The sequence below is a fragment of the Enterobacter sp. JMULE2 genome (assembly GCF_013337145.1).
GTDB lineage: Bacteria > Pseudomonadota > Gammaproteobacteria > Enterobacterales > Enterobacteriaceae > Enterobacter > Enterobacter mori.
The window spans coordinates 1,408,524-1,430,624 of sequence record NZ_SGWD01000010.1 but is presented as its reverse complement, the minus strand read 5'-3'; the positions used below and the strand labels follow the sequence as shown (position 1 = coordinate 1,430,624).

At 56.5% G+C, this 22,101-nt stretch carries 18 protein-coding genes, 1 pseudogene and 2 riboswitches; of the genes and pseudogenes, 10 read left to right on the top strand and 9 right to left on the bottom strand.

The genetic code is table 11. The annotated features are described in order from the left end of the window. A complete protein-coding gene (locus tag EXW94_RS07590) occupies nt 1–1,779 on the bottom strand; it encodes an adenine deaminase (RefSeq protein WP_174339835.1) in 1,779 nt (592 codons plus the stop codon). Between the two features lie 122 nt (nt 1,780–1,901). Between EXW94_RS07590 and EXW94_RS07585 the strand changes: the two genes are divergently transcribed. Continuing rightward, nucleotides 1,902–2,822: a LysR family transcriptional regulator gene (locus tag EXW94_RS07585; RefSeq protein WP_174339834.1), complete on the top strand. Its 921-nt coding sequence runs from the start codon at nt 1,902–1,904 to the stop codon at nt 2,820–2,822. A gap of 50 nt (nt 2,823–2,872) precedes the next feature. On the opposite strand, the gene EXW94_RS07580 is transcribed toward EXW94_RS07585, so the two are convergent. From EXW94_RS07580 to EXW94_RS07560, 5 genes are all read right to left on the bottom strand, one after another. Next, nucleotides 2,873–4,339 (bottom strand): aspartate aminotransferase family protein, encoded by a 1,467-nt coding sequence (locus EXW94_RS07580; RefSeq protein ID WP_042718828.1) that lies wholly within the window; start codon nt 4,337–4,339, stop codon nt 2,873–2,875. A gap of 18 nt (nt 4,340–4,357) precedes the next feature. After that, nucleotides 4,358–5,734 (bottom strand): diaminobutyrate--2-oxoglutarate transaminase, encoded by a 1,377-nt coding sequence (locus EXW94_RS07575; protein WP_014884533.1) that lies wholly within the window; start codon nt 5,732–5,734, stop codon nt 4,358–4,360. A 313-nt stretch (nt 5,735–6,047) separates the two neighbouring features. Further along, nucleotides 6,048–6,482: a hypothetical protein gene (locus EXW94_RS07570; RefSeq protein WP_174339833.1), complete on the bottom strand. Its 435-nt coding sequence runs from the start codon at nt 6,480–6,482 to the stop codon at nt 6,048–6,050. A gap of 546 nt (nt 6,483–7,028) precedes the next feature. Continuing rightward, nucleotides 7,029–7,124: riboswitch (TPP riboswitch) on the top strand. Between the two features lie 264 nt (nt 7,125–7,388). Next, entirely contained in the window at nt 7,389–8,174 is a 786-nt protein-coding gene (locus tag EXW94_RS07565) for a restriction endonuclease (protein WP_174339832.1), read from the bottom strand. A 9-nt stretch (nt 8,175–8,183) separates the two neighbouring features. Further along, nucleotides 8,184–8,996 carry a hypothetical protein gene (locus tag EXW94_RS07560; protein ID WP_174339831.1) on the bottom strand — a complete coding sequence of 271 codons (813 nt, stop codon included), beginning with the start codon at nt 8,994–8,996 and terminating at the stop codon, nt 8,184–8,186. 231 nt (nt 8,997–9,227) lie between these two features. Beyond that, nucleotides 9,228–9,325: riboswitch (TPP riboswitch) on the top strand. Between the two features lie 35 nt (nt 9,326–9,360). Here EXW94_RS07560 and thiM point away from each other — a divergent pair. The 3 genes from thiM to EXW94_RS07545 are packed head-to-tail and all read left to right on the top strand — an operon-like array spanning nt 9,361 to nt 11,717. Next, nucleotides 9,361–10,131 carry a hydroxyethylthiazole kinase gene (thiM, locus tag EXW94_RS07555; protein ID WP_174339830.1) on the top strand — a complete coding sequence of 257 codons (771 nt, stop codon included), beginning with the start codon at nt 9,361–9,363 and terminating at the stop codon, nt 10,129–10,131. Beyond that, a complete protein-coding gene (gene thiD / locus EXW94_RS07550) occupies nt 10,128–10,928 on the top strand; it encodes a bifunctional hydroxymethylpyrimidine kinase/phosphomethylpyrimidine kinase (protein ID WP_174339829.1) in 801 nt (266 codons plus the stop codon). The genes thiM and thiD overlap by 4 nt, the downstream gene beginning before the upstream one ends. Before the next feature lie 42 nt (nt 10,929–10,970). Then, nucleotides 10,971–11,717, top strand: a complete 747-nt coding sequence (locus EXW94_RS07545) for a GntR family transcriptional regulator (protein ID WP_010433675.1) — start codon at nt 10,971–10,973, stop codon at nt 11,715–11,717. On the opposite strand, the gene EXW94_RS07540 is transcribed toward EXW94_RS07545, so the two are convergent. From EXW94_RS07540 to EXW94_RS07530, 3 genes and pseudogenes are all read right to left on the bottom strand, one after another. Continuing rightward, on the bottom strand, nt 11,691–12,644 hold the full coding sequence (locus tag EXW94_RS07540) for a PfkB family carbohydrate kinase (protein WP_174339828.1): 954 nt from the start codon (nt 12,642–12,644) through the stop codon (nt 11,691–11,693). The two genes, EXW94_RS07545 and EXW94_RS07540, sit on opposite strands and share 27 nt — an antisense overlap. Next, a complete protein-coding gene (locus tag EXW94_RS07535) occupies nt 12,641–13,645 on the bottom strand; it encodes an ADP-ribosylglycohydrolase family protein (RefSeq protein WP_120157846.1) in 1,005 nt (334 codons plus the stop codon). The genes EXW94_RS07540 and EXW94_RS07535 overlap by 4 nt, the downstream gene beginning before the upstream one ends. Further along, nucleotides 13,642–14,916: pseudogene (locus EXW94_RS07530) on the bottom strand (nucleoside permease); the annotation flags it as partial. The pseudogene EXW94_RS07530 and the gene EXW94_RS07535, both read right to left, overlap by 4 nt. A gap of 253 nt (nt 14,917–15,169) precedes the next feature. Between EXW94_RS07530 and fbaB the strand changes: the two are divergent. From fbaB to EXW94_RS07500, 6 genes are all read left to right on the top strand, one after another. Beyond that, the gene (gene fbaB / locus EXW94_RS07525) at nt 15,170–16,222 is read left to right on the top strand and encodes a class I fructose-bisphosphate aldolase (protein ID WP_010433688.1); all 1,053 of its coding nucleotides are present in this window, start codon (nt 15,170–15,172) and stop codon (nt 16,220–16,222) included. Between the two features lie 303 nt (nt 16,223–16,525). Then, on the top strand, nt 16,526–17,680 hold the full coding sequence (locus EXW94_RS07520) for a mandelate racemase family protein (protein ID WP_174339826.1): 1,155 nt from the start codon (nt 16,526–16,528) through the stop codon (nt 17,678–17,680). A 33-nt stretch (nt 17,681–17,713) separates the two neighbouring features. Beyond that, a complete protein-coding gene (locus EXW94_RS07515; protein ID WP_174339825.1) occupies nt 17,714–19,330 on the top strand; it encodes an ABC transporter substrate-binding protein in 1,617 nt (538 codons plus the stop codon). After that, nucleotides 19,327–20,364 carry an ABC transporter permease gene (locus tag EXW94_RS07510; protein WP_010433695.1) on the top strand — a complete coding sequence of 346 codons (1,038 nt, stop codon included), beginning with the start codon at nt 19,327–19,329 and terminating at the stop codon, nt 20,362–20,364. Before EXW94_RS07515 ends, EXW94_RS07510 begins: the two co-directional genes overlap by 4 nt. After that, entirely contained in the window at nt 20,361–21,266 is a 906-nt protein-coding gene (locus EXW94_RS07505; protein ID WP_174339824.1) for an ABC transporter permease, read from the top strand. Before EXW94_RS07510 ends, EXW94_RS07505 begins: the two co-directional genes overlap by 4 nt. Beyond that, nucleotides 21,238–22,098 carry an ABC transporter ATP-binding protein gene (locus tag EXW94_RS07500; RefSeq protein ID WP_174339823.1) on the top strand — a complete coding sequence of 287 codons (861 nt, stop codon included), beginning with the start codon at nt 21,238–21,240 and terminating at the stop codon, nt 22,096–22,098. The genes EXW94_RS07505 and EXW94_RS07500 overlap by 29 nt, the downstream gene beginning before the upstream one ends. The last annotated feature ends 3 nt before the right edge of the window (nt 22,099–22,101 follow it).

Here is a 22,101-nt window from a genome sequence, read left to right as displayed (position 1 = left end):
TTATTGTGTGTTGTCCGGGGTTTCCCGGTAAGAAATTAACGGATCGACAATCTGGCGCGTGGTCCCATCGGTCAGTCCAAGATCGGTCAAATGCGGACCGGCGTTGCAGGCAAGACAGGTGCCCTCTATGGCTTTAAAGACCCGATACGGCGGTTCCCAGTCGGCAATCAAGTTGCTACGCTCGCGCAGTTCCCTGAACTGGCGAGCCAGCTCATCAGGCGGCAGTTCCGAAAGCATCCCCGCAATCGGCATGGCGACGTGGGCGATGACGTCGCCATTCTGTACCAGCGCCATCCCGCCGCCGCTCTGGATAAGCATGTTGGCTGCCAGCGCCATGTCGTGCGGATCGCGGCCCAGCACCACCAGATTGTGAGAGTCGTGAGAATAGCTGGTGGCAATTGCCCCACGCAGTTCACCCCAGCCTTCGAGTAGGGCGATTTGTGGTTTCGCCGCATGGCGCGCGTGGCGATGCTGAACCCAGATCAGGCTAAAGCCATCCGGGATCGCCACTACGCCGTGACGTACCTGCGCGTCAACTTCACCCCACTGCGTGAAGCGTGCGCCGCTGATATGGCGCAGGCGCGCCACGCCGTGTTTCGCGTTGTCGATTGTCATGCGGAAATCATCGTCTGCCAGTGCAGACAGCCGCACGGTATCACGCGGGAGGGGCAATATCGTGTCAACGATGGGTTCAATCATTGCCCCGTCGCGCGCAATCAGCTTACCGGCGACATACACCTGACGAGCCGTCAGCTTTTCAAGCGAGTCAAACGCCACCAGATCCGCGCGACGCCCGGCGGCAATCAGCCCCAGATCGTTACGCTGCAGGCGAATGGCGGCGTTCAGCGTGGCGAAACGCAGCGCGTGCGTCGCCGGTAATCCGTGTTCAATCAGCAGGTTCAGCAGCGCAACGATCCCCCCTTTTTCCAGCAGTATATCGGGTGGGACATCGTCGGTGCAGACCGTAATTTGTGAAGAAAGGTGGGGCAGGGATTTCAGGGCGCTTACGATATCGGGCAGCAGATAAGGATGCGAGCCGCGGATCTCCAGCGTCAGCCCGGCGCGCAGTTTTTCCAGCGCATCGTCTGCGGAGGTCAGTTCATGATCGGAGGTCACGCCTGCGGCCAGATAAGCCTGTAAATCCGCACCGTGAAGCCCGCGCGCGTGGCCTTCAATCAGCTTTCCGCTGTCCAGACCGGCCTGCATAATTTCCAGCATGCGTTGGCTGCCGTTAAGCACGCCGTGCATATCCATCACTTCCGCCACGCCGCGCACTTCCGGCCATCCGAGCAGGGTATCCATCTCTTTCCCTGCGAAGTCTGCGCCAGACATCTCCAGCCCCGGTGTCGATGGCACGCTTGATGGCGCAGCGACCATCACCTGCAGCGGCAGGTTGCGGCTGGCCTCAATGGCAAAACGTACGCCTGCAATGCCCAGCACGTTCGCCAGCTCATGCGGATCCCAGAATACGGCGGTGGTGCCCTGTGCCAGAACGATCTCGGCATAACGAGCGGGAAGCAGGTGTGAACTCTCCAGATGCACATGCGTATCCATCAGTCCCGGAGAGAGATACTGGTTGTTCAGATCGTGCGTCTCACGCGCATCGCTGCGGCTGCCGCGCGGATGAACGCTGGCGATAAGGCCGTCCACGATGCCGACATCGGCGTCGCGGATCTCGCCGGTCGCCATATCAACAATGCGGGTGTGCGTAAGCAGCAGGTCGAACGGCATTTCACCGCGTGCAGCCTGGACGGCACGGCGTCGGGTTTCGGCACTCATGTAATTAACGGTTCCAGCATGAAAATAATGGCGTTACTCTATGCACGCGGCAAACGTTTGCCCAGCTGATAAAATTTATCACCCGATAACCCCGGCTTATTCTGCGACGCGTGTAAACGATAATGACGATGGAACCCTGGCAGCGCCTGCCCGCGCTCTCACTGCGACAGCTACAGTATTTTGTCACCCTGGCGCAGCTGCGTCATTTCACCGACACCGCCAGCAAGCTGGCGATCAGTCAGCCTGCGCTCAGCAGCGCATTGCGGCAGATCGAAACGGTGCTCGGCGGCAAGCTGGTGAACCGTACCGCCTCAGCGGTGACGCTGACGGAGCTGGGCAATGCCATCCTCCCGCACGCGCAGCGGGTGCTTAGCGTGGCTCAGCTTGCCTTCGACGATATGCAGCAGATTGTGCAGGCAGGCGGTGACGGCACGGTGCGCATTGGGCTGGTGCCATCCGTCAGCTCGCTCTTGTTCCCGCTGTTGCCCCAAACGCTGGCGCAGGCTTTTCCGCGTCTTAAGGTAGAGTTTCACGATCAAACCAATGATGCGCTGGTGGCGCAGTTGCTGAAAGGGCAGATTGATTTTGGCCTTGGCGCACTGGACAGTTCTGTGCCGGAACAACTGTCCGTCTTCCCGTTGCAGGAGGACCCTTTTGTTGCGGTGATTCATTGTGACGATCCGCTGGCGGCGTCGGCGCATTTACCCTGGAAGCAGCTTGTTGGGCGAGATATCGCCGTGTTTTCAAAAGGTAACATCCAACGCCTGGTTGGCGCGCTCGCTGAAAGCCATCGTTTGTCGTTGCAGACACGTTATCAGGTGGATTATATCGAAACGCTGTACGGTCTGGTGCGCTCCCGACTGGCCGTAGCGATACTGCCGCAACTCTATACCACGCATCTTCAGGATCCGCAGCTTAAGGTGGTTCATCTTCAGCAACCGGCACTTGCCCGAACGGTGGCATTGATGCGTGCGCCGCAGCCGTTACCGACGCTTATCGAATCGTGCTTTACGCTAATGGTTGAAACCTTGAGGACACACTGAGGGATAGGGCAGGGGAAAATACCCTCTCCCGAACGGGAGAGGGATAAGCATTACTTAGCCAGAACTTCCTGTGCGGTACGCTCAACCAGAGACAGCAGAACTTTTACGTCCTCCAGCGTCACGGTTGGGTTCAGCAGGGTCAGCTTCAGGCAGGTGATACCGTTATGCTCGGTCACGCCGACGTTAGCACGGCCAGATTCCAGCAGCGCATCACCAATCTTCTGGTTCAGCAGGGCGATACCCGCATCATCCATCTGCGCCTGAGGACGGAAGCGGAACAGCACGCTCGCCAGCTGTGGCTGCATCACGAGCTCCAGAGCAGACTGCTCTTTCACGTAGCCCGCAACCTGCTGTGCCAGGGTCACACCGTGATCGATGATCGCCGCATACTGCTCCTGACCCAGTGCTTCCAGGCTCATCCACAGCTTCAGCGCGTCGAAACGACGGGTGGTCTGCAGAGATTTGGACACCAGGTTAGGCACGCCCGCTTCTTCGTCGAACTCAGAGTTCAGGTAAGCCGCCTGATAGCGCATCAGCTCATAGTGACGCGCTTCTTTCAGCAGGAACGCGCCGCAGCTGATGGTCTGGAAGAACTGCTTGTGGAAGTCCAGGGTAATGGAATCCACCAGCTCAATGCCGTCCAGGTAGTGACGATACTGCTCGGACATCAGCAGCGCGCCGCCCCAGGCCGCATCAACGTGTACCCAGATGTTCTGCTTCGCCGCCAGTTCGGCAATGGCACGCAGCGGGTCGATAGCACCGGCATCGGTGGTACCAGCCGTCGCGACGATCGCCAGAATCTGCTCGCCGTTCGCGTTGCACTGCTCAATTTTCGCCGCCAGATCGGTCAGATCCATGCGGGAGAATTCGTCAGTTTTCACCTGCACCACGGACTGGTAGCCCAGACCCATCAGCGCCATGTTTTTCTGCACGGAGAAGTGGGCATTCTCGGAGCACAGCACGCGAATTTTGCGCAGATCGCCAACCAGGCCATCCTGCTGAACGGAGTGACCCAGACGCGCGAAGAACGCATCGCGTGCCAGCATCAGGCCCATCAGGTTGCTCTGGGTGCCGCCGCTGGTGAAGACACCTGCGTCGCCAGCCTGATAACCCACGCGGGTACGCAGCCACTCGATCAGTTTGATCTCGATAATGGTTGCGGACGGGCTTTGATCCCAGGAGTCCATGCTCTGGTTAGTGGCGTTAATCAGCACTTCCGCCGCCTGGCTTACGACCAGGCTTGGGCAGTGCAGGTGCGCCACACACTGCGGGTGATGAACGGACAAACTGTCTTTCAGGAAGAACTCCACGGCGCGTTCAATCGCCGCTTCGTTGCCCAGCCCTTTCGGGTTGAAATCCAGCTTAATACGGTCGCGCAGTTCCGCGACCGTTTTGCCCTGGTACATCTCAGGCTGTTTCAGCCACTGCATCACAGCCTGAGTGCTTTGTTCAATCGCCTGCTGGTAAGCTTCAATGCTCTGCGCAGAGGAGAACAAAATTGGGTTTGAATCAGACATCGTAATCAACAACTCCGGTTACGCCGGGCGAACGCCCGCAGCAAGCAGTGCCTGCTCAAATTTATCCAGGAAGATTTTCAGCTCTTCATCGCTGATCAGCAGAGACGGCAGCAGACGCAGAACGATACCGTTACGACCACCGCGCTCCAGAATCAGACCGGCTTCGAAGCACTTCTTCTGAATCAGTGCAGACAGCTCGCCGTCGCCAGGGAAGCAACCCATGTGGTCAGCCGCTTCGTGTGGCTTAACGATCTCAATACCGATCATCATGCCCAGACCGCGCACGTGTCCGATCACCGGGTAGCGCTTCGCCATCTCTTTCAGCTGGCCTTTCAGCCATTCGCCCTGTGCAGCCACTTTGCCTGCGATGTTCTGGTCTTTCAGGATTTTCAGCGTCGTCAGACCGGTTGCCATCGCCAGCTGGTTGCCGCGGAAGGTACCGGTGTGGTGACCTGGCGCCCATGCATCGAACTGCTTTTTGATACCGAGCACGGCCAGCGGCAGACCGCCACCGACAGCTTTAGACATCACGATGATGTCTGGCTCAATGCCCGCGTGTTCGAAGGCGAAGAATTTACCGGTACGGGCAAAGCCAGCCTGAACTTCGTCGAGGATCAACAGAATGCCGTGTTCCTGAGTCACTTTACGGATGCGCTGCAGCCACTCAGCCGGAGCCGGGTTCACGCCGCCTTCGCCCTGAACGGCTTCCAGGATCACCGCAGCAGGTTTACGCACGCCGCTTTCAACGTCGTTGATCAGGTTATCGAAATAGTAAGTCAGCGCTTTCACGCCCGCTTCACCACCGATACCCAGCGGGCAACGGTACTCGTGCGGATAAGGCATGAACTGGACTTCTGGCATCATACCGTCAACCGCTTCTTTCGGAGACAGGTTGCCGGTCACGGACAGTGCGCCGTGGGTCATACCGTGGTAACCACCAGAGAAGCTGATGATACCGCTACGACCGGTCACTTTTTTCGCCAGCTTCAGCGCCGCTTCAACGGCGTCAGCACCGGATGGACCGGTGAACTGCAGGCAGTACTCTTTGCCCTGACCAGGCAGCAGAGAGAGCAGGTATTCAGAAAACGCGTCTTTCAGAGGCGTCGTCAGATCCAGGGTATGTAACGGCAAGCCGCTGGTAATGACATTTTGGATGCTTTTCAGCACATCAGGATGGTTATGGCCAAGCGCAAGGGTCCCAGCGCCTGCTAAACAGTCAAGGTATTCTTTATTATCTGCATCGGTGATCCACACGCCTTCTGCTTTAGTGATCGCTAAAGGCAGTTTGCGCGGATAACTCCTGACGTTAGATTCAAACTCGGCCTGACGGGCCAGATAGGTTTCGTTGCTTTTGTGGGCATCTACGGTGTCAATACGGACTTTATCCGTCATCATATCACTCCTACAACCGCCGCTTCGTTATGAGCCACGATTGAATAAAAAGTTAAAAAACAGATGGGGGCCTGAAAAAAACGCCGCCAATATAGAGCCTTTTGCCACGGGGCTCAATGGTTAATTTGTTTACTGTTTTGTGACAGAGGGCACAGGGGGAGGGTTATCCCCGTTTCCAGAAAGAAAGTTGCACTTTATGCACAATAAAAACAGCCGCTTATGATGGTTTTGTCAGAACTGTAAAAGTAAAGAAAAGAGTGTGACAAATCGTGCTTTTCTCTGATGAAAAAGGAGGCGGATGGCCTCCTTGAACACGTTATTTCTGCCTGACCTGCAAAATGCCGTGGTCGCGACCTTTCGTTTTATTCCAGGAGGCATCGGTAATACCGTTCTCATCAAGGCTAAACGATATAACAAAGCCTTCGCCGTGAATCTCGTAGAAAGTCGCATTGAGACGTTTTACGGCCGCTTTCTTGCCGTTAAGGGTGGCGCTAAAAAAGCCGTTTGAAATCGTGGCGTTAACCGTATCAGACGAGAATGTGGCTTCACGCATCGGATCGTGAACGGTTTTCGTTTGTTCGTGTTGCGCCGCGTTTTCTGCCTTGGTTTTGTTGATATCGCAAGAACCATCGCCATCGGTAATTTGGGTGCATCCGGAACGCTCCAGCTGCGCGCGATAGTGAGCATTAATCGCATAGGCCGGAGCCGCGGCCATAGTCGCGCTTATAACAATCATCATTAACTTCTTCATTTTATTGCCTTATAAACTACACAAATTATACGAAACGTACATTACGCCAATCCACACACCGACAGAAATAAGCATCAGGTATAAAGTGGCAGAGATAAAAATATATTTTGACATGCTGATAATCATATATTGAAAATGAAAACCGCTCGTAGGTGGCTTTCTGTCTGATTGTGAGAAATAACTGTGATGGACTATCCGGTAAGGTAACAATTGAAACTTTGATTAAGATCACTTAAAGCACAAAAGGCTAAAGTGGTCGGATGTTAAAAAAATTAATGTAAACATTGACTTATGGTTTTGTGTGGGGCTCATCCGCTTTCGTTCAAAGGTCTTTGTTTATCAGGGAAAGGGCTGTTTCTGTGCAATGCTGCTGTATATGCTGAAAATGTGGGTTTGACGGCCGTTATTATTTTAAAGAGTAACAAGACTAATAATGCGTCTAACGACGATGATTCTGAAAGCCAGATTTAGCGTTTACAATTTTTTCATCTGGCATTAGTATCCTTAACGCGGATTGATTGCATAAATTAATCACAAGCAGTTGATTTATTTGACTCGGGGTGCCCTTCTTCGTTGAAGGCTGAGAAATACCCGTATTACCTGATCTGGATAATGCCAGCGTAGGGGGCAAAAATTCGGCCTACTTATCACGAGATTGACTCTTTTTTGGCGGTGCGCAATGCACTTGAGGTACAAAAAGGGTGTATTTATGGGGTACTGAACTCTTCCATAATGGCTCCATTGTGTTCAGAGAGTGCATTAAGAGTAAGGGGTGAGACGTGCAGGAGAAACCGCCCGAAAGCAGAAGAACTTATCCGCGAGGAGTGAAAATCGGGTGCTTAATCGGGCAGGGGCGTAAAGCGCGAGCAACAGATTGCAACATCGCCCCGGCACAGAAAAAAGTTGTTATAACCATCCTTTCGGTGATATTTTTTGCAGAACGAGGGATGAGAATTTGGCGCTGTTATAATGATATGTGGAACTGGGTTGTTGATTTTCAGTTAGCGTGTAGCACTGAACAAGCCATTGCGAAAGGTGCTCAACTTTCAATAATTCATACACGGATGATGACAAAACAAACTTGTTTGATCCGGGAAAGGAAAATAATTTCATAGTATGATATAAATGATATTTCATGCCGTAAGTAAACCAATATTCGCCCTTGTCAACGTAAACGCCTGCCTCTGCGTTGTGAATATATTCATCTTCCAGAATATCTTGTCCACATCCGCAACAGCATAATAATGGCGTGTAATCGTCTTCATCAACATTGTTGAATATTATTGGCCCGGAGCTAAACATAGCTTGCAAAATCTGCGGGTTAAGACCGTTGATATGCTGCTGGATACTGCTTTGGTCATAAATGATATAGGGGATAGTTAGCTTATCTAAGTGCGCTTTGATATCAGAAGAGGTGCCCGTTGAGTAAAAGCCAATAAACCCATCAAGGCCATGTTGCTGAATTCTGTCGAGTATGGAACTCTCATCTGCCAGCGACACTTTATTTCCGGATTTTATATAATTTTTACAGCTTACTAAATAAGTGACGTCTTCGTTTTCTACGCTAAAGTCAATACCACCATCCGGGCCAACCGAGGGCTGACTGAGAAGCGTGTAACCTTCATGTTGTAAAAACCAACTGGCAAATATCTCCCAGTCATCAGGGGTGAGTTGTTCAAATATGTGGCTCATTATTCAACCTTAATTAAGACGTAAAAACATCCCGGCATTCGACGAACGAAGCTTTTGCGTGATGGCTGTGTTAAAAATATTTCGCGCATGGTAGAAATTTTCAGATAATGGCAGGCCTGAGTCAGAGATAAACCTATCAATTTCAGCGTTCCACATCAAAATTTGTTCTAAATGAAGGCATTGGCTAATTTCAAACCAGCCACAGCGTGTTTCAGGGAAATTTGGTAAATGTAGCTTGTGGCCGAAAATGAAATATATTTTATTTTCTATTATTGTCAGTTGCGCCATGCTCCAGGCAATTAAGTCATCATGCAGTATATCAATGTCACATTTCCCACAACAGCACTTCAGTTCTTCGTAATGCTGCGCGGGGATATTCAAAGAGTACGGATTCCCGTTATTAAAATGGTCATTGTACACATGCGAATGGATCAACGGCATAATAATGCTGATTGCATGACCATTAAATAGTTTAAAGGTGAAATTTGCAGTGCTGTTTTTAGCCAGTTTGTTAAGTCTTTCAAGTAATGATGTTGAAAAGTTACCGGAGTAAAAACCTATAAAACCCGTTGCATTATTGGAATTCATTCTTTCTAAAATGTTTTTTTCTATTTCCGTGCCAACTGACTTGCCTTCTGTTGCATTATTTCGGGTGCTGACATAAAAAACAACGCCATGCTTTTCCAGAAGGAAGGCGTCTTGATCCTCTTTAACTTCTAATGTGTCAATGTATTCATGAAATCCGGTATCGACTAAAAAATCTAAAGCGAATGCCTTCCATTTCTTTGCGTCCATCGTTTTAAAATGATTTTTGAAATTCATGTTAGCCTCTGTAGCTAATGTGATAATTATTCTTCTTAAAATAATATATTATTCTGCATGTTTAAAAGCATTATATTGCACGATTGAAACTTTTGTATATAGATTTATAATGATTATTTTAGAATTATCTAATGACTAAAAGTAAATTAAGAAGTATATTGAGCGTGCTTCACTGCATCGATTTTCCTGCATTCCTGTATGTGGCAGGTTATTGCTGGATGCGCCTGAAGTTTAAATGACTCGGGGTGCCCTTCTTCGTTGAAGGCTGAGAAATACCCGTATTACCTGATCTGGATAATGCCAGCGTAGGGAAGTCAGATGCCTTCCCGGTCATCGCTTCTTCACGCAAGGCAGGAGCGAACCCATGCAGCCTGACCTGCTCGATTTACACGTTTTACATCAGTTCCGAACCCGTTCCCCGCTCACGCACTGTATGACCAACGATGTTGTACAGACCTTCACGGCCAACGTGTTGCTGGCTCTCGGTGCATCGCCAGCGATGGTGATTGAGGCCGAAGAGGCCGAGCAGTTTGCTGAAATCGCCGATGCGCTGCTGATTAACGTTGGCACGCTGACCGCACCGCGCGCCCAGTCGATGCGTCGGGCGATTGAACGCGCGGTGGCTGCGGGTAAGCCATGGACGCTCGACCCGGTTGCCGTTGGCGCGCTCGCGTTCCGTACCCGTTTTTGCCATCAAATCCTCGCTCTGAAACCAGCCGCGATCCGCGGTAACGCCTCTGAAATCCTTGCCCTTGCCGGGATGAGCGCGGGCGGGCGCGGCGTTGATACCACCGACACAGCAGCCAGCGCGGTGCCTGCCGCGCAGGCTTTGGCGCGTCAGACGAATGCAATTGTCGTGGTCACGGGAGAAGTGGATTACATCACCGACGGACAGCGCACGCGCAGCGTAACGGGCGGTGACCCGCTGATGACGCGCGTGGTGGGCACCGGGTGCGCGCTTTCTGCCGTTGTGGCGGCGAGCTGCTCGCTGCCGGGCGACCGGCTGGATAACGTCACGGCCGCCTGCGGATGGATGAAGCGAGCCGGAACGGTGGCTATTGCGCAGTCTCGTGGCCCGGGCAGTTTTGCCAGCGCGTTCCTGGATGCGCTCTACACGCTGGAGGAGCAGACATGAAGCGGATTAACGCTCTGACCATTGCCGGTACCGATCCCAGCGGCGGCGCGGGTATCCAGGCTGACCTGAAAACCTTCTCGGCCCTTGGCGCATACGGCTGTTCCGTCATTACCGCGCTGGTGGCGCAAAACACGCGCGGCGTGCAGTCGGTCTACCGTATCGAGCCAGATTTTGTTGCCGCGCAGCTGGATTCGGTGTTCAGCGACGTGCGCATCGATACCACCAAGATCGGCATGCTGGCCGAGACGGACATTGTGGAAGCGGTGGCCGAGCGGCTTAAGCGTTATCAGGTGCAAAACGTGGTGCTGGATACCGTCATGCTGGCGAAAAGTGGCGACCCGCTGCTCTCCGCCTCCGCCGTGGAGACGCTGCGCACAAAGCTGCTGCCGCAGGTGGCGCTGATCACGCCCAATCTGCCGGAAGCCGCCTCGCTGTTGGGTGCCCCGCACGCGCAAAACGAACGTGAAATGAAAGCCCAGGGGAACGCGCTGCTGGCTATGGGCTGCGGCGCGGTGCTGATGAAGGGCGGTCATCTTGATGATGCCGAAAGCCCGGACTGGCTCTTTACCCGCGACGGCGAAATGCGTTTTACCGCGCCGCGCGTGCAGACCAAAAACACCCACGGTACGGGCTGCACGCTCTCTGCCGCGCTGGCTGCGCTGCGTCCACGGCATGACAGCTGGGCCGATACGGTGGGCGAAGCGAAAATCTGGCTCTCCGCGGCGCTGGCAAAAGCCGATACTCTGGAAGTGGGTCACGGTATTGGGCCGGTTCATCATTTTCATGCGTGGTGGTAACCCAGTATACTGGCAGGAAACATCACGCCTGAGAAAACAGAGATGGAACAAGCGCATACCCGGTTAATCGCTCAACTGAATGAACGGATCGCCGCCCCGGACAACACGCCGCTGTACCTGAAATTTGCCGAAACGGTAAAAAATGCGGTGCGAAGCGGCATGCTGGAGCACGGGAATATTTTGCCCGGCGAGCGCGATCTGAGCCAGTTAACCGGCGTGTCGCGCATCACCGTGCGAAAAGCGATGCAGGCGCTGGAGGAAGAGGGCGTGGTCACGCGCTCCCGTGGCTATGGCACGCAAATCAATAACATCTTCGAGTATTCGCTGAAAGAGGCGCGCGGGTTCTCTCAACAGGTGGTCCTGCGCGGTCAAAAGCCCAATACGCTGTGGGTCAACAAGCGGGTGGTGAAGTGTCCCGAAGAGGTGGCGAACCATCTTTCCATTCCCCCCGAGAGCGAGGTTTTCCTGCTCAAGCGTATTCGCTACGTTGACGATGACGCCGTCTCGATTGAGGAGTCCTGGGTGCCGACGGGATTTATCCACGACCCCGATGCGATTGGCGTCTCGCTTTACGATTACTTCCGCAGCCAGAATATCTTCCCGCAGCGTACCCGTTCGCGCGTGAGCGCCCGTATGCCGGACAGCGAATTTCAGGCGCACATTAAGATGGACGAAAAAATACCGGTGCTGGTGATCAAGCAGGTTGCGCTTGACCAACAGCACCGGCCGATTGAGTACAGCATCAGCTACTGTCGCAGCGATCTATACGTCTTTGTGTGCGAGGAGTAATGCCTCGCGAGTCGGGGCGCAATCCCCGCCGCGGTGGCTGACCACCCAGGAGGCCACGGCATTCCCCAGCAGAACCGCATCTGCCAGCGACCATCCCGCCGCCAGCCCGGCAAGCGTGCCGCCCGCGTGGCTGTCGCCTGCGCCAATGGTGTCCACAACCGTCGCCGGGAACGCCGGAACAATGCCCGAGACGTCACCGTCATACCACGCGGCGCCGTCTTTATCGTGGCGCACAATCAGCGCGGCACCGAAACGCTGCTGCCACTGCGTGCCGAGGGTTTCCACTTCAACGCCCAGTCTTTCTGCGGCAAGCTCCGCCTCCTGGCGATTGAGCGACACAATGGGTCTGCAGGCCATAATCCGCGCCATCAGCGCGTCGGGGATATCCGCGATGCGGGGACCAAAATCGATAAATGCCGTCACGTCCTGCAACCCCTCCAGCCAGCGTGTCAGCAGCTCGCCGCACGGCGAGGCCAGCTGATAGCCGGACAAATAGACCAGGCTGTATTGCGGAACGTGAAGCGCATCCAGCCAGCGCTGCTGCCACTGGTTCTCCACGCCGCTAAAGGACATAAAGGTGCGCTCGCCGTCTGGCTCCACCAGCGCCAGACACCAGCCGTTATCACCCGTATCGGCTTCCACCGCGCTGTGCAGATCCTGCTTCGCCATGGCGTTGCGAATAATATCCGCCCACACGCCGTGGCCGACGGGCAGGGCATTTTGCGCCGCAATGCCGAGCCGCTTCAGGGCGATGGCGATATTGAGCGCGCAGCCACCGATATTGACGCCCTGCTGTTTAAGCTCGATATCGCACCCGCGCCAGGGCAGGGCGTAAGCGTCGGCGATGACGTCTATCACCGCCGCGCCCAGCACCGTCACCGGGCGCGTGGCGTGCAAGGTTTCAAGGCGCTGAACCAAAGACGTCATATGCCCTCCCGTTGCTCCCGATAGTGCAGGAGTTTTTCGCAGTAGTGACCGAAATCGAGCTGGTTAACGGCGTCGAGTTCGGCCTTCAGCGTCGGGTCAATGGCCTGCACGCCGTGCAATGCGCCGCAGATTGCTGTGGCCATTGCGCCAATGGTGTCGGTATCGCCGCCCAGGTTGGCGCATAAAATGGCGCAGCGGTTTGGGTCGGTTCCCGCCAGTTCGACCATCGCAATGGCCGCCGGAACGGATTCGATGGTGCTGGTTCCGGCACCCACGAGCTGATACACCTGCTCGCTGGCGGACTCAATCCCGTTGGCTTCTCGTACGGTTTTCAGCGCGAGTTCAATACGCGCCGCGAGCGACGCGCTGAAGGTGGTGGTTTTCGCCTCCTGCGCAAAGCGGGCGATCCCCGGCAGGGCATCAACGATGTTCTGCCAGCTTTCGCCGTCGACGGCGCGGGAAATCGCCCAGGCAATCACCACCGCACCGGCAATGGCGAGATCGGATTTATGGGTCGGGCTGGAGGCCAGCGCCACCTGTTCAACAAAATGCTCCAGACGCGTGGCCGGGAGCAGGCAGCCCAGCGGAGAGGCGCGCATCGCCGCCCCGTTGGTCACGCCGTTGTTTTCCAGTTCGCTCGCCGGCTTGCCGTCGCGAATGGCGTTGAGGGCAATTTTCGAGGTGGGGCCGAGCACGTTCTTATTAAACGCGTCGAAATCCAGCGCCCAGCGAAGAATATGCTTGCCGATAACGTCCGCGTTAATCTGCCCGTCGCACTCGATAATCGCATCCGCCAGACAGAGCGCCATCGAGGTATCGTCGGTGAACTCTGCCTGGTTGAAATAGCAGGCCGCGTTATTCTCCGCCGGGCCGGGTAAGAAACGGTCGATCCAGCCGAAGTGCGCCTTGACGCGCTTTCTCGGCCACAGCTCCGACGGCATGCCCATCGCATCCCCTAACGCCTGCCCGTAAAGGGCACCGAGAACACGTTCTTGTTTCATTTAACTTCCCCTTGTGTCAGCGCGGTATCGCCATCAACCACCTCAATTGCGGTGATCTCTTTATCCGATTCGCGGAAAAACAGCATAAACAGCACGGCAATCACGGCAATCATGATTGCACCAAATGTCCACATTCCGGCCCAGTTGAAGGTCAGCCCATTCACCGGCTCTTTGTAAGCGAACATTTTTTCCATCATCACGCCGCCCAGGCGGTAACCCAGCAGGCTACCAAAGCCCTGACAGCACAGCGTGATCAAGCCCTGCGCCGCGGTGCGCATGTGCGCTGGCGCTTTTTTGTCCACGTAGATGTACGCGGTCACGTAATAGAAGTCGTAGCTTACGCCGTGCAGCAAAATGCCGAGGAACAGCAGGGCGTAGGTGAAGTACTGTTCCGCACCGCCGTAAACAAAGAAGCCGTAGCGGATGGCAGCGGTAATAAGCCCCAGCAGCAAGACCTTCTTAATACCAAAGCGTTTGGTAAAGAACGGCAGCGCCAGCATAAAGAAGATTTCGGAGAACTGGCCCAGCGTCATCCAGCCGGTGGCGTTTTTCATGCCGGCTTCGGTGAGATAGCCGTTGGCGAAAATGTAGTAGAAGGCCAGCGGCATGGCGAACAGGAACGAGCAGAAGAAGAACACCAGGAAGTTTCTGTCGCGCAGCAGGATCAGCGCGTCCAGCCCCAGCATCACCTTAAAGTCCAGCTTGCCGGTGCTCTTCGGCGACGTATTCGGCAGGAACAGGGCAAAGACGCCGAGCAGGGCGGAGCTGGCTGCGGTCATCAGCAGCGGGATATTGGTATCGGAAATGTCGCTATAGCCCATCATCTGCGGCAGGAATCCGCACGCCAGGCCTGAGGCGATCCAGCCGATGGTGCCCATCACGCGGATGCGCGGAAAGTCTGCCTCGACGTCATCCACGTTGGCAAAGGCAATGCTGTTGGTCAGCGCGATGGTCGGCATATAGGTCAGGGAGTAGGCCAGCAGCAGCGGGAAGAAGGTGCTGAACTGGGTTTGCTGTGCGGCGAAGTACATCAGAATCGCACCGGCGAACATCAGCACCGCCAGCACTTTCTGGGCGGCGAAGAAGCGGTCCGTCAGCGAGCCGACAAGGATCGGCGAGAGGATCGCGGCAATGGCGGTGCAGGCGTAAGACCAGCCGATCTCCCCGGCGGTAAAACCGCTTTTGCTCAGCCATAGCCACAGCGGCACAAACCAGGCGCCCCAGATAAACCATTCAACAAACATCATGAATGACAGTTGGACTTTCGTTTCATTTTTTAATCCTGCATGTCAGTGAGGGTACGCCTTTAACATACCACTTAATAATACCTTTTAAATACCTTTGAGGTGAATGTTTGATCAGTGTAACAAAATTGTTGTACATGAAACGAGCCAGCAGATTGTGCTTAAAAAAGTTGCAGATGGTGGAAAATCTGTTAAGTCGGTACCAGGCTTAGTCTGCCTGCAAAAATGTGGGTTTGGATCACACGCTCCGACGCGACGTCGGACTTACGGGAGCATCACTATGACTGATATTGCGCAGTTGCTTGGCAAAGACGCCGACAGCCTCTTACAGCATCGTTGTATGACCATTCCAGCTGACCAGCTCTACCTGCCCGGGCACGACTACGTGGACCGCGTGATGGTGGACAACAACCGTCCGCCTGCCGTGCTGCGAAACATGCAGACGCTCTATAACACCGGGCGACTGGGCGGTACCGGGTATCTCTCTATTCTGCCGGTAGACCAGGGGGTTGAACACTCTGCGGGGGCATCCTTCGCTGCCAATCCGCTCTATTTCGATCCGAAGAACATTGTTGAGCTGGCGATTGAAGCGGGCTGTAACTGCGTGGCATCAACCTACGGCGTGCTGGCCTCCGTCTCGCGTCGCTATGCCCACCGCATTCCGTTCCTCGTCAAACTGAACCATAACGAAACCCTGAGCTACCCAACGGAATATGACCAGACCCTGTACGCCAGCGTGGAGCAGGCGTTCAATATGGGGGCGGTGGCGGTAGGGGCGACCATCTATTTCGGTTCTGAGCAGTCTCGTCGTCAGATTGAAGAGATTTCTGCGGCGTTTGAGCGCGCGCACGAGCTGGGCATGGTCACCGTACTGTGGGCGTATCTGCGCAACAACGCGTTCAAGAAAGACGGCGTGGATTACCACGTGTCGGCCGACCTGACCGGGCAGGCGAACCACCTGGCGGCGACCATCGGCGCGGATATCGTGAAGCAAAAAATGGCCGAGAACAACGGCGGCTATAAGGCGGTGAACTTCGGCTATACGGACGATCGCGTTTACAGCAAGCTGACCAGCGATAACCCGATCGATCTCGTGCGCTACCAGCTGGCGAACTGCTATATGGGCCGCGCGGGGCTGATCAACTCCGGCGGGGCGGCAGGCGGTGATACTGACCTGTCAGACGCGGTGCGCACGGCGGTGATCAACAAACGCGCGGGCGGCATGGGGCTGATCCTGGGCCGTAAGGCGTTCAAGAAAACCATGGCCGACGGCGTGAAGCTGATTAATGCGGTTCAGGATGTGTATCTGGACAGTAAAGTGACGATTGCTTAAGTATTTTCCCCTCACCCTAACCCTCTCCCCACAGGGGAGAGGGGATGGTTTGCTCCCTCTCCCTGTGGGAGAGGGCCGGGGTGAGGGGCAATAAATACCGCATTTTATTTCTCCCGATCCACCTCACACTTCCCCTTCCTTTTGTGAAAACTGTCACTCCTTCCCGTGCATATGCACAAAAAATGGTCAGCGCTTAGCGGAATCTGTCTAAGGCAGCGGACGAATTTTGCGCTTAAAGTTAGTTTCGAAACGGCTTTTCAAAATTCGAATCGCGCTGAACCTCTGTCGTCTTAAGGACTGATAATGAAAATTGAATCTGTAAACGTCACCGTCTTCCAGTACCCGACACGTCGGGTTTCCGACGCTGCCGGGCATTCGCATCCGGGGCCTGAGAGCATGGCTAAAATGGCGATGCTTTCTATTACGGCAGACGATGGCACCCAAGGGTATTCCTTCGCGCCGCCGGAAGTGGTGCGCCCCTTTGTGGTCAACACCTTCTTTCGCAAGGTGCTGGTCGGTCAGGACGCGTTCAACCGCGAGCGCATCTGGCAGGATCTGGCGCACTGGCAGCGGGGTAGCGCGCATCAGCTGACCGAGCGCGCGCTGGGCTTTGTCGAACAGGCGCTGTGGGATCTGATTGGCCGCAAGCTCAACATGCCGGTCTGGAAGCTGCTGGGCGGCTATCGCGACAAGGTCCCGGCCTACGGCAGCACCATGTGCGGTGACGATCTGCCGGGTGGCTTATCCACGCCGGACGAGTACGCCAGCTTTGCCGAAAAACTGGTGGCGCGCGGATACAAGGCCATCAAGCTGCATACCTGGATGCCGCCGGTCTCCTTTGCTCCCAACCCGAAGATGGACGTCAAAGCCTGCGCCGCCGTGCGTGAAGCGGTTGGCCCGGATATCGATCTCATGATCGACGGCTATCACTGGTACAGCCGCACCGAGGCGCTGTACATCGGCAAGGAACTGGAAAAACTCAACTTCGCCTGGTTCGAAGAGCCGATGGAGGAGGAGAGCATGGCCTCCTACGCCTGGCTGGCGGAAAACCTGTCGATCCCGATTATCGGCCCGGAAAGCCTGGGCGGAAAACACCACAGCCGCGCGGACTGGATCAAAGCCGGGGCGTGCGACATCCTGCGCGCGGGCGCCAACGGCGTGGGCGGCATCTCTCCGACGCTGAAGGTGGCGAACCTGGCGGAAGCCTTCGGGATGGACTGCGAAGTACACGGCAACGGCGCGGCGAGCCTGGCGGTGATTGGCGCCATCAAAAACTGCCGTTGGTACGAGCGCGGCCTGCTGCACCCGTTCCTTGACTACGACGAACCGGCGGCGTACCTCAACAGCCTGGTCGACCCGATGGACGAGCACGGCATGGTCAGCCTGCCGACCCGCCCGGGAGTGGGCGAAGACATTAATTTTGCATATATCGAAGCCAATACCGTCAGCCACGACTGACAGATAAAAACGTACCCTACAGGCGATATATACATGAAACGATCTCCTTTAGCCGGGGCGTGTTTGCTCGCGCTCTCGCTGATGATGGGGAGCGGTGCGGCGGTCGCAAAAACGCCGCCCGACCAGCTCATCATCGGCATGAATATGAACAACCTCCTGACCCTCGACCCGGCGGCAATGACCGGTAACGAAGTGGTCGGCATTGTGGTCAATCTCTATGATTCGCTGGTGGAGCTGGATCCGAACGAACTCACCAACGTCAGGCCCGCGCTGGCAACGTCATGGGATATTTCGCCGGACCGTCAAACTCTGACCTTCCATCTGCGCGATGACGTGAAGTTTCACTCCGGCAACCCGCTCACGGCGGAGGACGTGGTCTGGTCGATGCGCCGCCTGCTGCATCTCAACCTTGCGCAGGCGTCGGTGTGGAAATCCTACGGATTTTCTAAAAAGAACATTGATAACCAAATCAGCGCCCCGGATACATACACCGTGCAGATTGTCCTGCCAAAAGCCAACGACCCGCAGCTGGTGATTTACTCCCTTGGCGCGCTCGGCAACCTCGGCGTGCTGGACAGCAAAACGGTGCAGCAGCATGCGGTCAACAACGACTGGGGCAACCGCTGGCTGACCACCAACGAAGCCGGTTCCGGCCCGTTTATGCTGGAGACCTGGCAGGCGAAGGACGTGCTGCGCATGCAGCGTAACCCGCACTACTGGCGCGACGCGCCGAAGATGAGCCGCGTGGTGCTGCGCCATTTCCAGGAGTCGCAAACCCTGCGCCTGATGATTGAAAAGGGTGACCTCGACATTGCCAACAATATGGCGGTGGCGGACATCAACGCCCTGCGTAAAGACCCCCAGCTCACCGTGGAAGCCGTGCAAAAAGGCACGGTCTACTACGTGGCGATGAGCATGAAGGAGGCCCATTTCGCTAACCCGAAGGTGCGCGAAGCGGTGCGCTACCTGATTGACTATCAGGGCATCAATAAAGCGCTAATGCCGGGCTACGGTGTGCTGCACCAGCGCCCCATCAAGGCGGGTATGCCATCAACGCTGCCGGACCCGGGCTATAAGCTCGATATCCCTCGTGCCAAAAAGCTGCTGGCAGAGGCGGGTTATCCGGACGGATTTGATACGACCCTGAGGGTGCTGGCGGATCAGCCGTTCCTGAATATTGCCATTGCGGTGCAGTCAACGCTGATGCAGGCGGGGATTAACGCCAAAATCATCACCGGCACCGGGAACCAGATCTACGGCGCAATGCGCGAGCGCAGGTTCGACATGCTGGTCGGGCGCGGGGGCAGCGGGGTAGAGCCACATCCGCACTCCAGCCTGCGCGCGCTGGTCTATAACCCGGACAACAGTGACGAAGCCCGGCTGACCAATTTCCAGGGTTGGCGCACCAGTTTTTACGATAAGCCGCTCAACGAGATGATCGACAAGGCCCTGCTGGAGCGCGATCCGAAGAAACAGGTCGCCGACTACCAGCAGATCCAGGTGCGCTACGACGCGCTGATCCCGGCGATGATCCCCCTGTCGCAGATGGTGGATTCGGTGGTGGTGCGTAACGAGGTGAAGAACTTTCAGTCGCACCCGTCGGCCACGACCTTCCTGCGCGACGTCTACAAAACCGGAGGTGAAAAATGAGCGTGGCGATTTTCGCGCCCGGCTCCCGGGCCCGGCGCTTCTCAACGCGACTCACGCAGGTGCTGATAACGCTGTTCGGCCTGCTGCTGCTGACCTTTTTCATCGGCCGCGTGATGCCTGTCGACCCGGTGCTGGCGATTGTTGGCCCGGATGCCGACCACAGCACCTACCAGCAGGTCTATCACCAGCTGGGGTTCGATAAATCTCTGCTGACGCAGTTCGGCATTTACCTCAGTAACCTTCTGCACGGCGATTTGGGCAACGCGCTGCTGACGGGCAAACCGGTGACCGCCGATATCCTGCGCGTTTTCCCGGCGACGCTTGAGCTGGCGACGATGGCGATAATCGTCGGCGCGGGCTTAGGCATCCCGCTGGGGGTGCTGGCGGCGGCGCGGCGCAACAGCGTTTCCGACTACGTGGTGCGCATCATCAGCCTCGCGGGTTACTCCACGCCCATTTTCTGGGTCGGGATGATGGGGCTGCTGCTGTTCTACGCCTGGCTTGGCTGGGTGGGGGGCGCGGGACGTCTGGATCTCGGACTGGAGGGTTTAGTCCCACGCCGCACCGGACTGATGACGGTGGATGCGCTGCTGGCCGGGAACGGCGCGGTGTTCTGGAACGCTGTTAACCATCTGGTTTTACCGGCCTCGCTGCTCGGCTTCCACTCGCTGGCCTACATCAGCCGCATGACCCGCAGCTTTATGCTGGCGCAGCTGTCGCAGGAGTTCATCATCACCGCGCGAGTAAAAGGCTTAACCGAGCGTCAGGTGATCTGGAATCACGCGTTTCGCAATATCCTCGTACAGCTGCTGACGGTGGTGGCGCTGGCCTACGGCTCGCTGCTGGAAGGGGCGGTGCTGATTGAGACCGTCTTCTCGTGGCCGGGCTTCGGCTCGTATCTCACCGGCAGCCTGCTGCTCGGGGACATGAACGCGGTCATGGGCTGCGTGCTGCTGGTGGGGGTTATCTTCGTGATGCTCAACCTGCTCTCCGACATGCTTTATCAACTCTTTGACCCGAGGACGAAATCATGACCGTTTCTCTGGATACGCCGCTGGGGGCAGGGCCGTCAGAAAGCCGCCAGCGTATCAAGCGTACGCTGGGCCGCACCGCCGGTTTTGTCGGCAAGATGGCGCGCAACCCGCTCACCGCCATCGGCGGCGGGATTATCCTGCTGCTGCTGATTGTGGCGGCCTTCGCGCCGCTGATTGCGCCATACAATCCGCTGGTACAAGACCTTAATAACGCGCTGGTCGCCCCGAACGCGCAGCACTGGTTCGGCACCGACGAGTTTGGCCGCGACATCTTCAGCCGCCTGGTGTACGGCTCGCGCATCACGCTCTATATCGTGCTGCTGGTCTCCGTGACCGTCGGCCCGCTGGGGCTGTTGCTGGGCGTCACCGCAGGCTATTTCGGCGGCAAGGTGGATGCCGTGCTGATGCGCGTGACCGATATCTTTATCTCCTTCCCGAGCCTAGTGCTGGCGCTGGCGTTTGTGGCGGCGCTCGGGCCCGGGCTGGAGCACGTGGTTATTGCGATCACACTCACCGCCTGGCCGCCGATTGCCCGTCTGGCGCGCGCCGAAACGCTCTCCCTGCGTCAGGCCGATTTTATCTCCGCCGTGCGTCTGCAGGGGGCGTCATCGGCCCGCGTGCTGTGGCGCCACATCGTGCCGCTGTGCCTGCCGTCGGTGATTATCCGTATCACCATGAACATGGCGGGGATCATTCTCACCGCTGCCGGATTGGGCTTCCTCGGCCTTGGCGCACAGCCGCCGGAGCCGGAGTGGGGCGCAATGATCTCCAGCGGTCGCACCTACATGATGGAGTGCTGGTGGGTAGTGACTATTCCTGGGCTGGCGATCCTGATCAACAGCCTGGCGTTCAACTTCTTAGGAGATGGCCTACGTGACATCCTCGATCCTCGCAGCGAATAACCCGCTGCTCGACGTGCGCGACCTCCATGTCGATTTCATCAACGGCGGCGCAGTAACCCACGCGGTGCGCGGCGTTTCTTTCCAGCTCGGACGCGAAAAGCTGGCGATTGTCGGCGAGTCCGGCTCCGGCAAATCCACCGTCGGGCGGGCGCTGCTGCGCCTGCATTCGGCCAAAGCGCAAATCAGCGCTTCGCGGATGCAGTTTGGCGACGTCGATTTACACTCTGTCAGCGAGGCGCAGATGCGTGGCATTCGCGGCAAGCGTATCTCGATGATCATGCAGGACCCTAAGTACTCGCTTAACCCGGTGGTTTGCGTGGGCGATCAAATTGCCGAAGCCTGGCTGACCCATCATCCGGGGCGCAAGGCGGAAGCGAAAGCCAAAGTGCTGGAAATGCTCGAAGTGGTGCGCATTCGCCAGCCCGGGCGGGTGTATCACCTCTATCCGCACGAGATTTCCGGCGGGCAGGGGCAGCGCATCATGATCGCCATGATGCTGATCACCGACCCGGAACTGGTGATTGCCGACGAACCGACCTCGGCGCTGGACGTGTCGGTGCGTTTACAGGTGCTCGGCCTGCTCGACGACCTGGTGCAGTCCCGCGGGCTGGGGCTGATCTTTATCAGTCACGACATCAACCTGGTGCGCAGCTTCTGCGACCGGGGGCTGGTGATGTACGCCGGGCGCGTGGTGGAGTCGATTGCCGCGAAGGATCTGCACAACGCGAAGCATCCGTACACGCAGGGTTTAATCAGCGCGCTGCCGGAAATCAACCATCGCCGTCCGACGCTGCCGGTATTACAGCGTCAGGCCAGCTGGCTCACCGAGTAAGGA

What these genes read in the sequence shown, in the direction of transcription:
- EXW94_RS07590 (WP_174339835.1), bottom strand. Translation starts at nt 1,779, where the DNA reads ATGAGTGCCGAAACCCGACGCCGTGCCGTCCAGGCTGCACGCGGTGAA.
- EXW94_RS07585 (WP_174339834.1), top strand. Translation starts at nt 1,902, where the DNA reads ATGACGATGGAACCCTGGCAGCGCCTGCCCGCGCTCTCACTGCGACAG.
- EXW94_RS07580 (WP_042718828.1), bottom strand. Translation starts at nt 4,339, where the DNA reads ATGTCTGATTCAAACCCAATTTTGTTCTCCTCTGCGCAGAGCATTGAA.
- EXW94_RS07575 (WP_014884533.1), bottom strand. Translation starts at nt 5,734, where the DNA reads ATGATGACGGATAAAGTCCGTATTGACACCGTAGATGCCCACAAAAGC.
- EXW94_RS07570 (WP_174339833.1), bottom strand. Translation starts at nt 6,482, where the DNA reads ATGAAGAAGTTAATGATGATTGTTATAAGCGCGACTATGGCCGCGGCT.
- EXW94_RS07565 (WP_174339832.1), bottom strand. Translation starts at nt 8,174, where the DNA reads ATGAGCCACATATTTGAACAACTCACCCCTGATGACTGGGAGATATTT.
- EXW94_RS07560 (WP_174339831.1), bottom strand. Translation starts at nt 8,996, where the DNA reads ATGAATTTCAAAAATCATTTTAAAACGATGGACGCAAAGAAATGGAAG.
- thiM (WP_174339830.1), top strand. Translation starts at nt 9,361, where the DNA reads ATGCAGCCTGACCTGCTCGATTTACACGTTTTACATCAGTTCCGAACC.
- thiD (WP_174339829.1), top strand. Translation starts at nt 10,128, where the DNA reads ATGAAGCGGATTAACGCTCTGACCATTGCCGGTACCGATCCCAGCGGC.
- EXW94_RS07545 (WP_010433675.1), top strand. Translation starts at nt 10,971, where the DNA reads ATGGAACAAGCGCATACCCGGTTAATCGCTCAACTGAATGAACGGATC.
- EXW94_RS07540 (WP_174339828.1), bottom strand. Translation starts at nt 12,644, where the DNA reads ATGACGTCTTTGGTTCAGCGCCTTGAAACCTTGCACGCCACGCGCCCG.
- EXW94_RS07535 (WP_120157846.1), bottom strand. Translation starts at nt 13,645, where the DNA reads ATGAAACAAGAACGTGTTCTCGGTGCCCTTTACGGGCAGGCGTTAGGG.
- fbaB (WP_010433688.1), top strand. Translation starts at nt 15,170, where the DNA reads ATGACTGATATTGCGCAGTTGCTTGGCAAAGACGCCGACAGCCTCTTA.
- EXW94_RS07520 (WP_174339826.1), top strand. Translation starts at nt 16,526, where the DNA reads ATGAAAATTGAATCTGTAAACGTCACCGTCTTCCAGTACCCGACACGT.
- EXW94_RS07515 (WP_174339825.1), top strand. Translation starts at nt 17,714, where the DNA reads ATGAAACGATCTCCTTTAGCCGGGGCGTGTTTGCTCGCGCTCTCGCTG.
- EXW94_RS07510 (WP_010433695.1), top strand. Translation starts at nt 19,327, where the DNA reads ATGAGCGTGGCGATTTTCGCGCCCGGCTCCCGGGCCCGGCGCTTCTCA.
- EXW94_RS07505 (WP_174339824.1), top strand. Translation starts at nt 20,361, where the DNA reads ATGACCGTTTCTCTGGATACGCCGCTGGGGGCAGGGCCGTCAGAAAGC.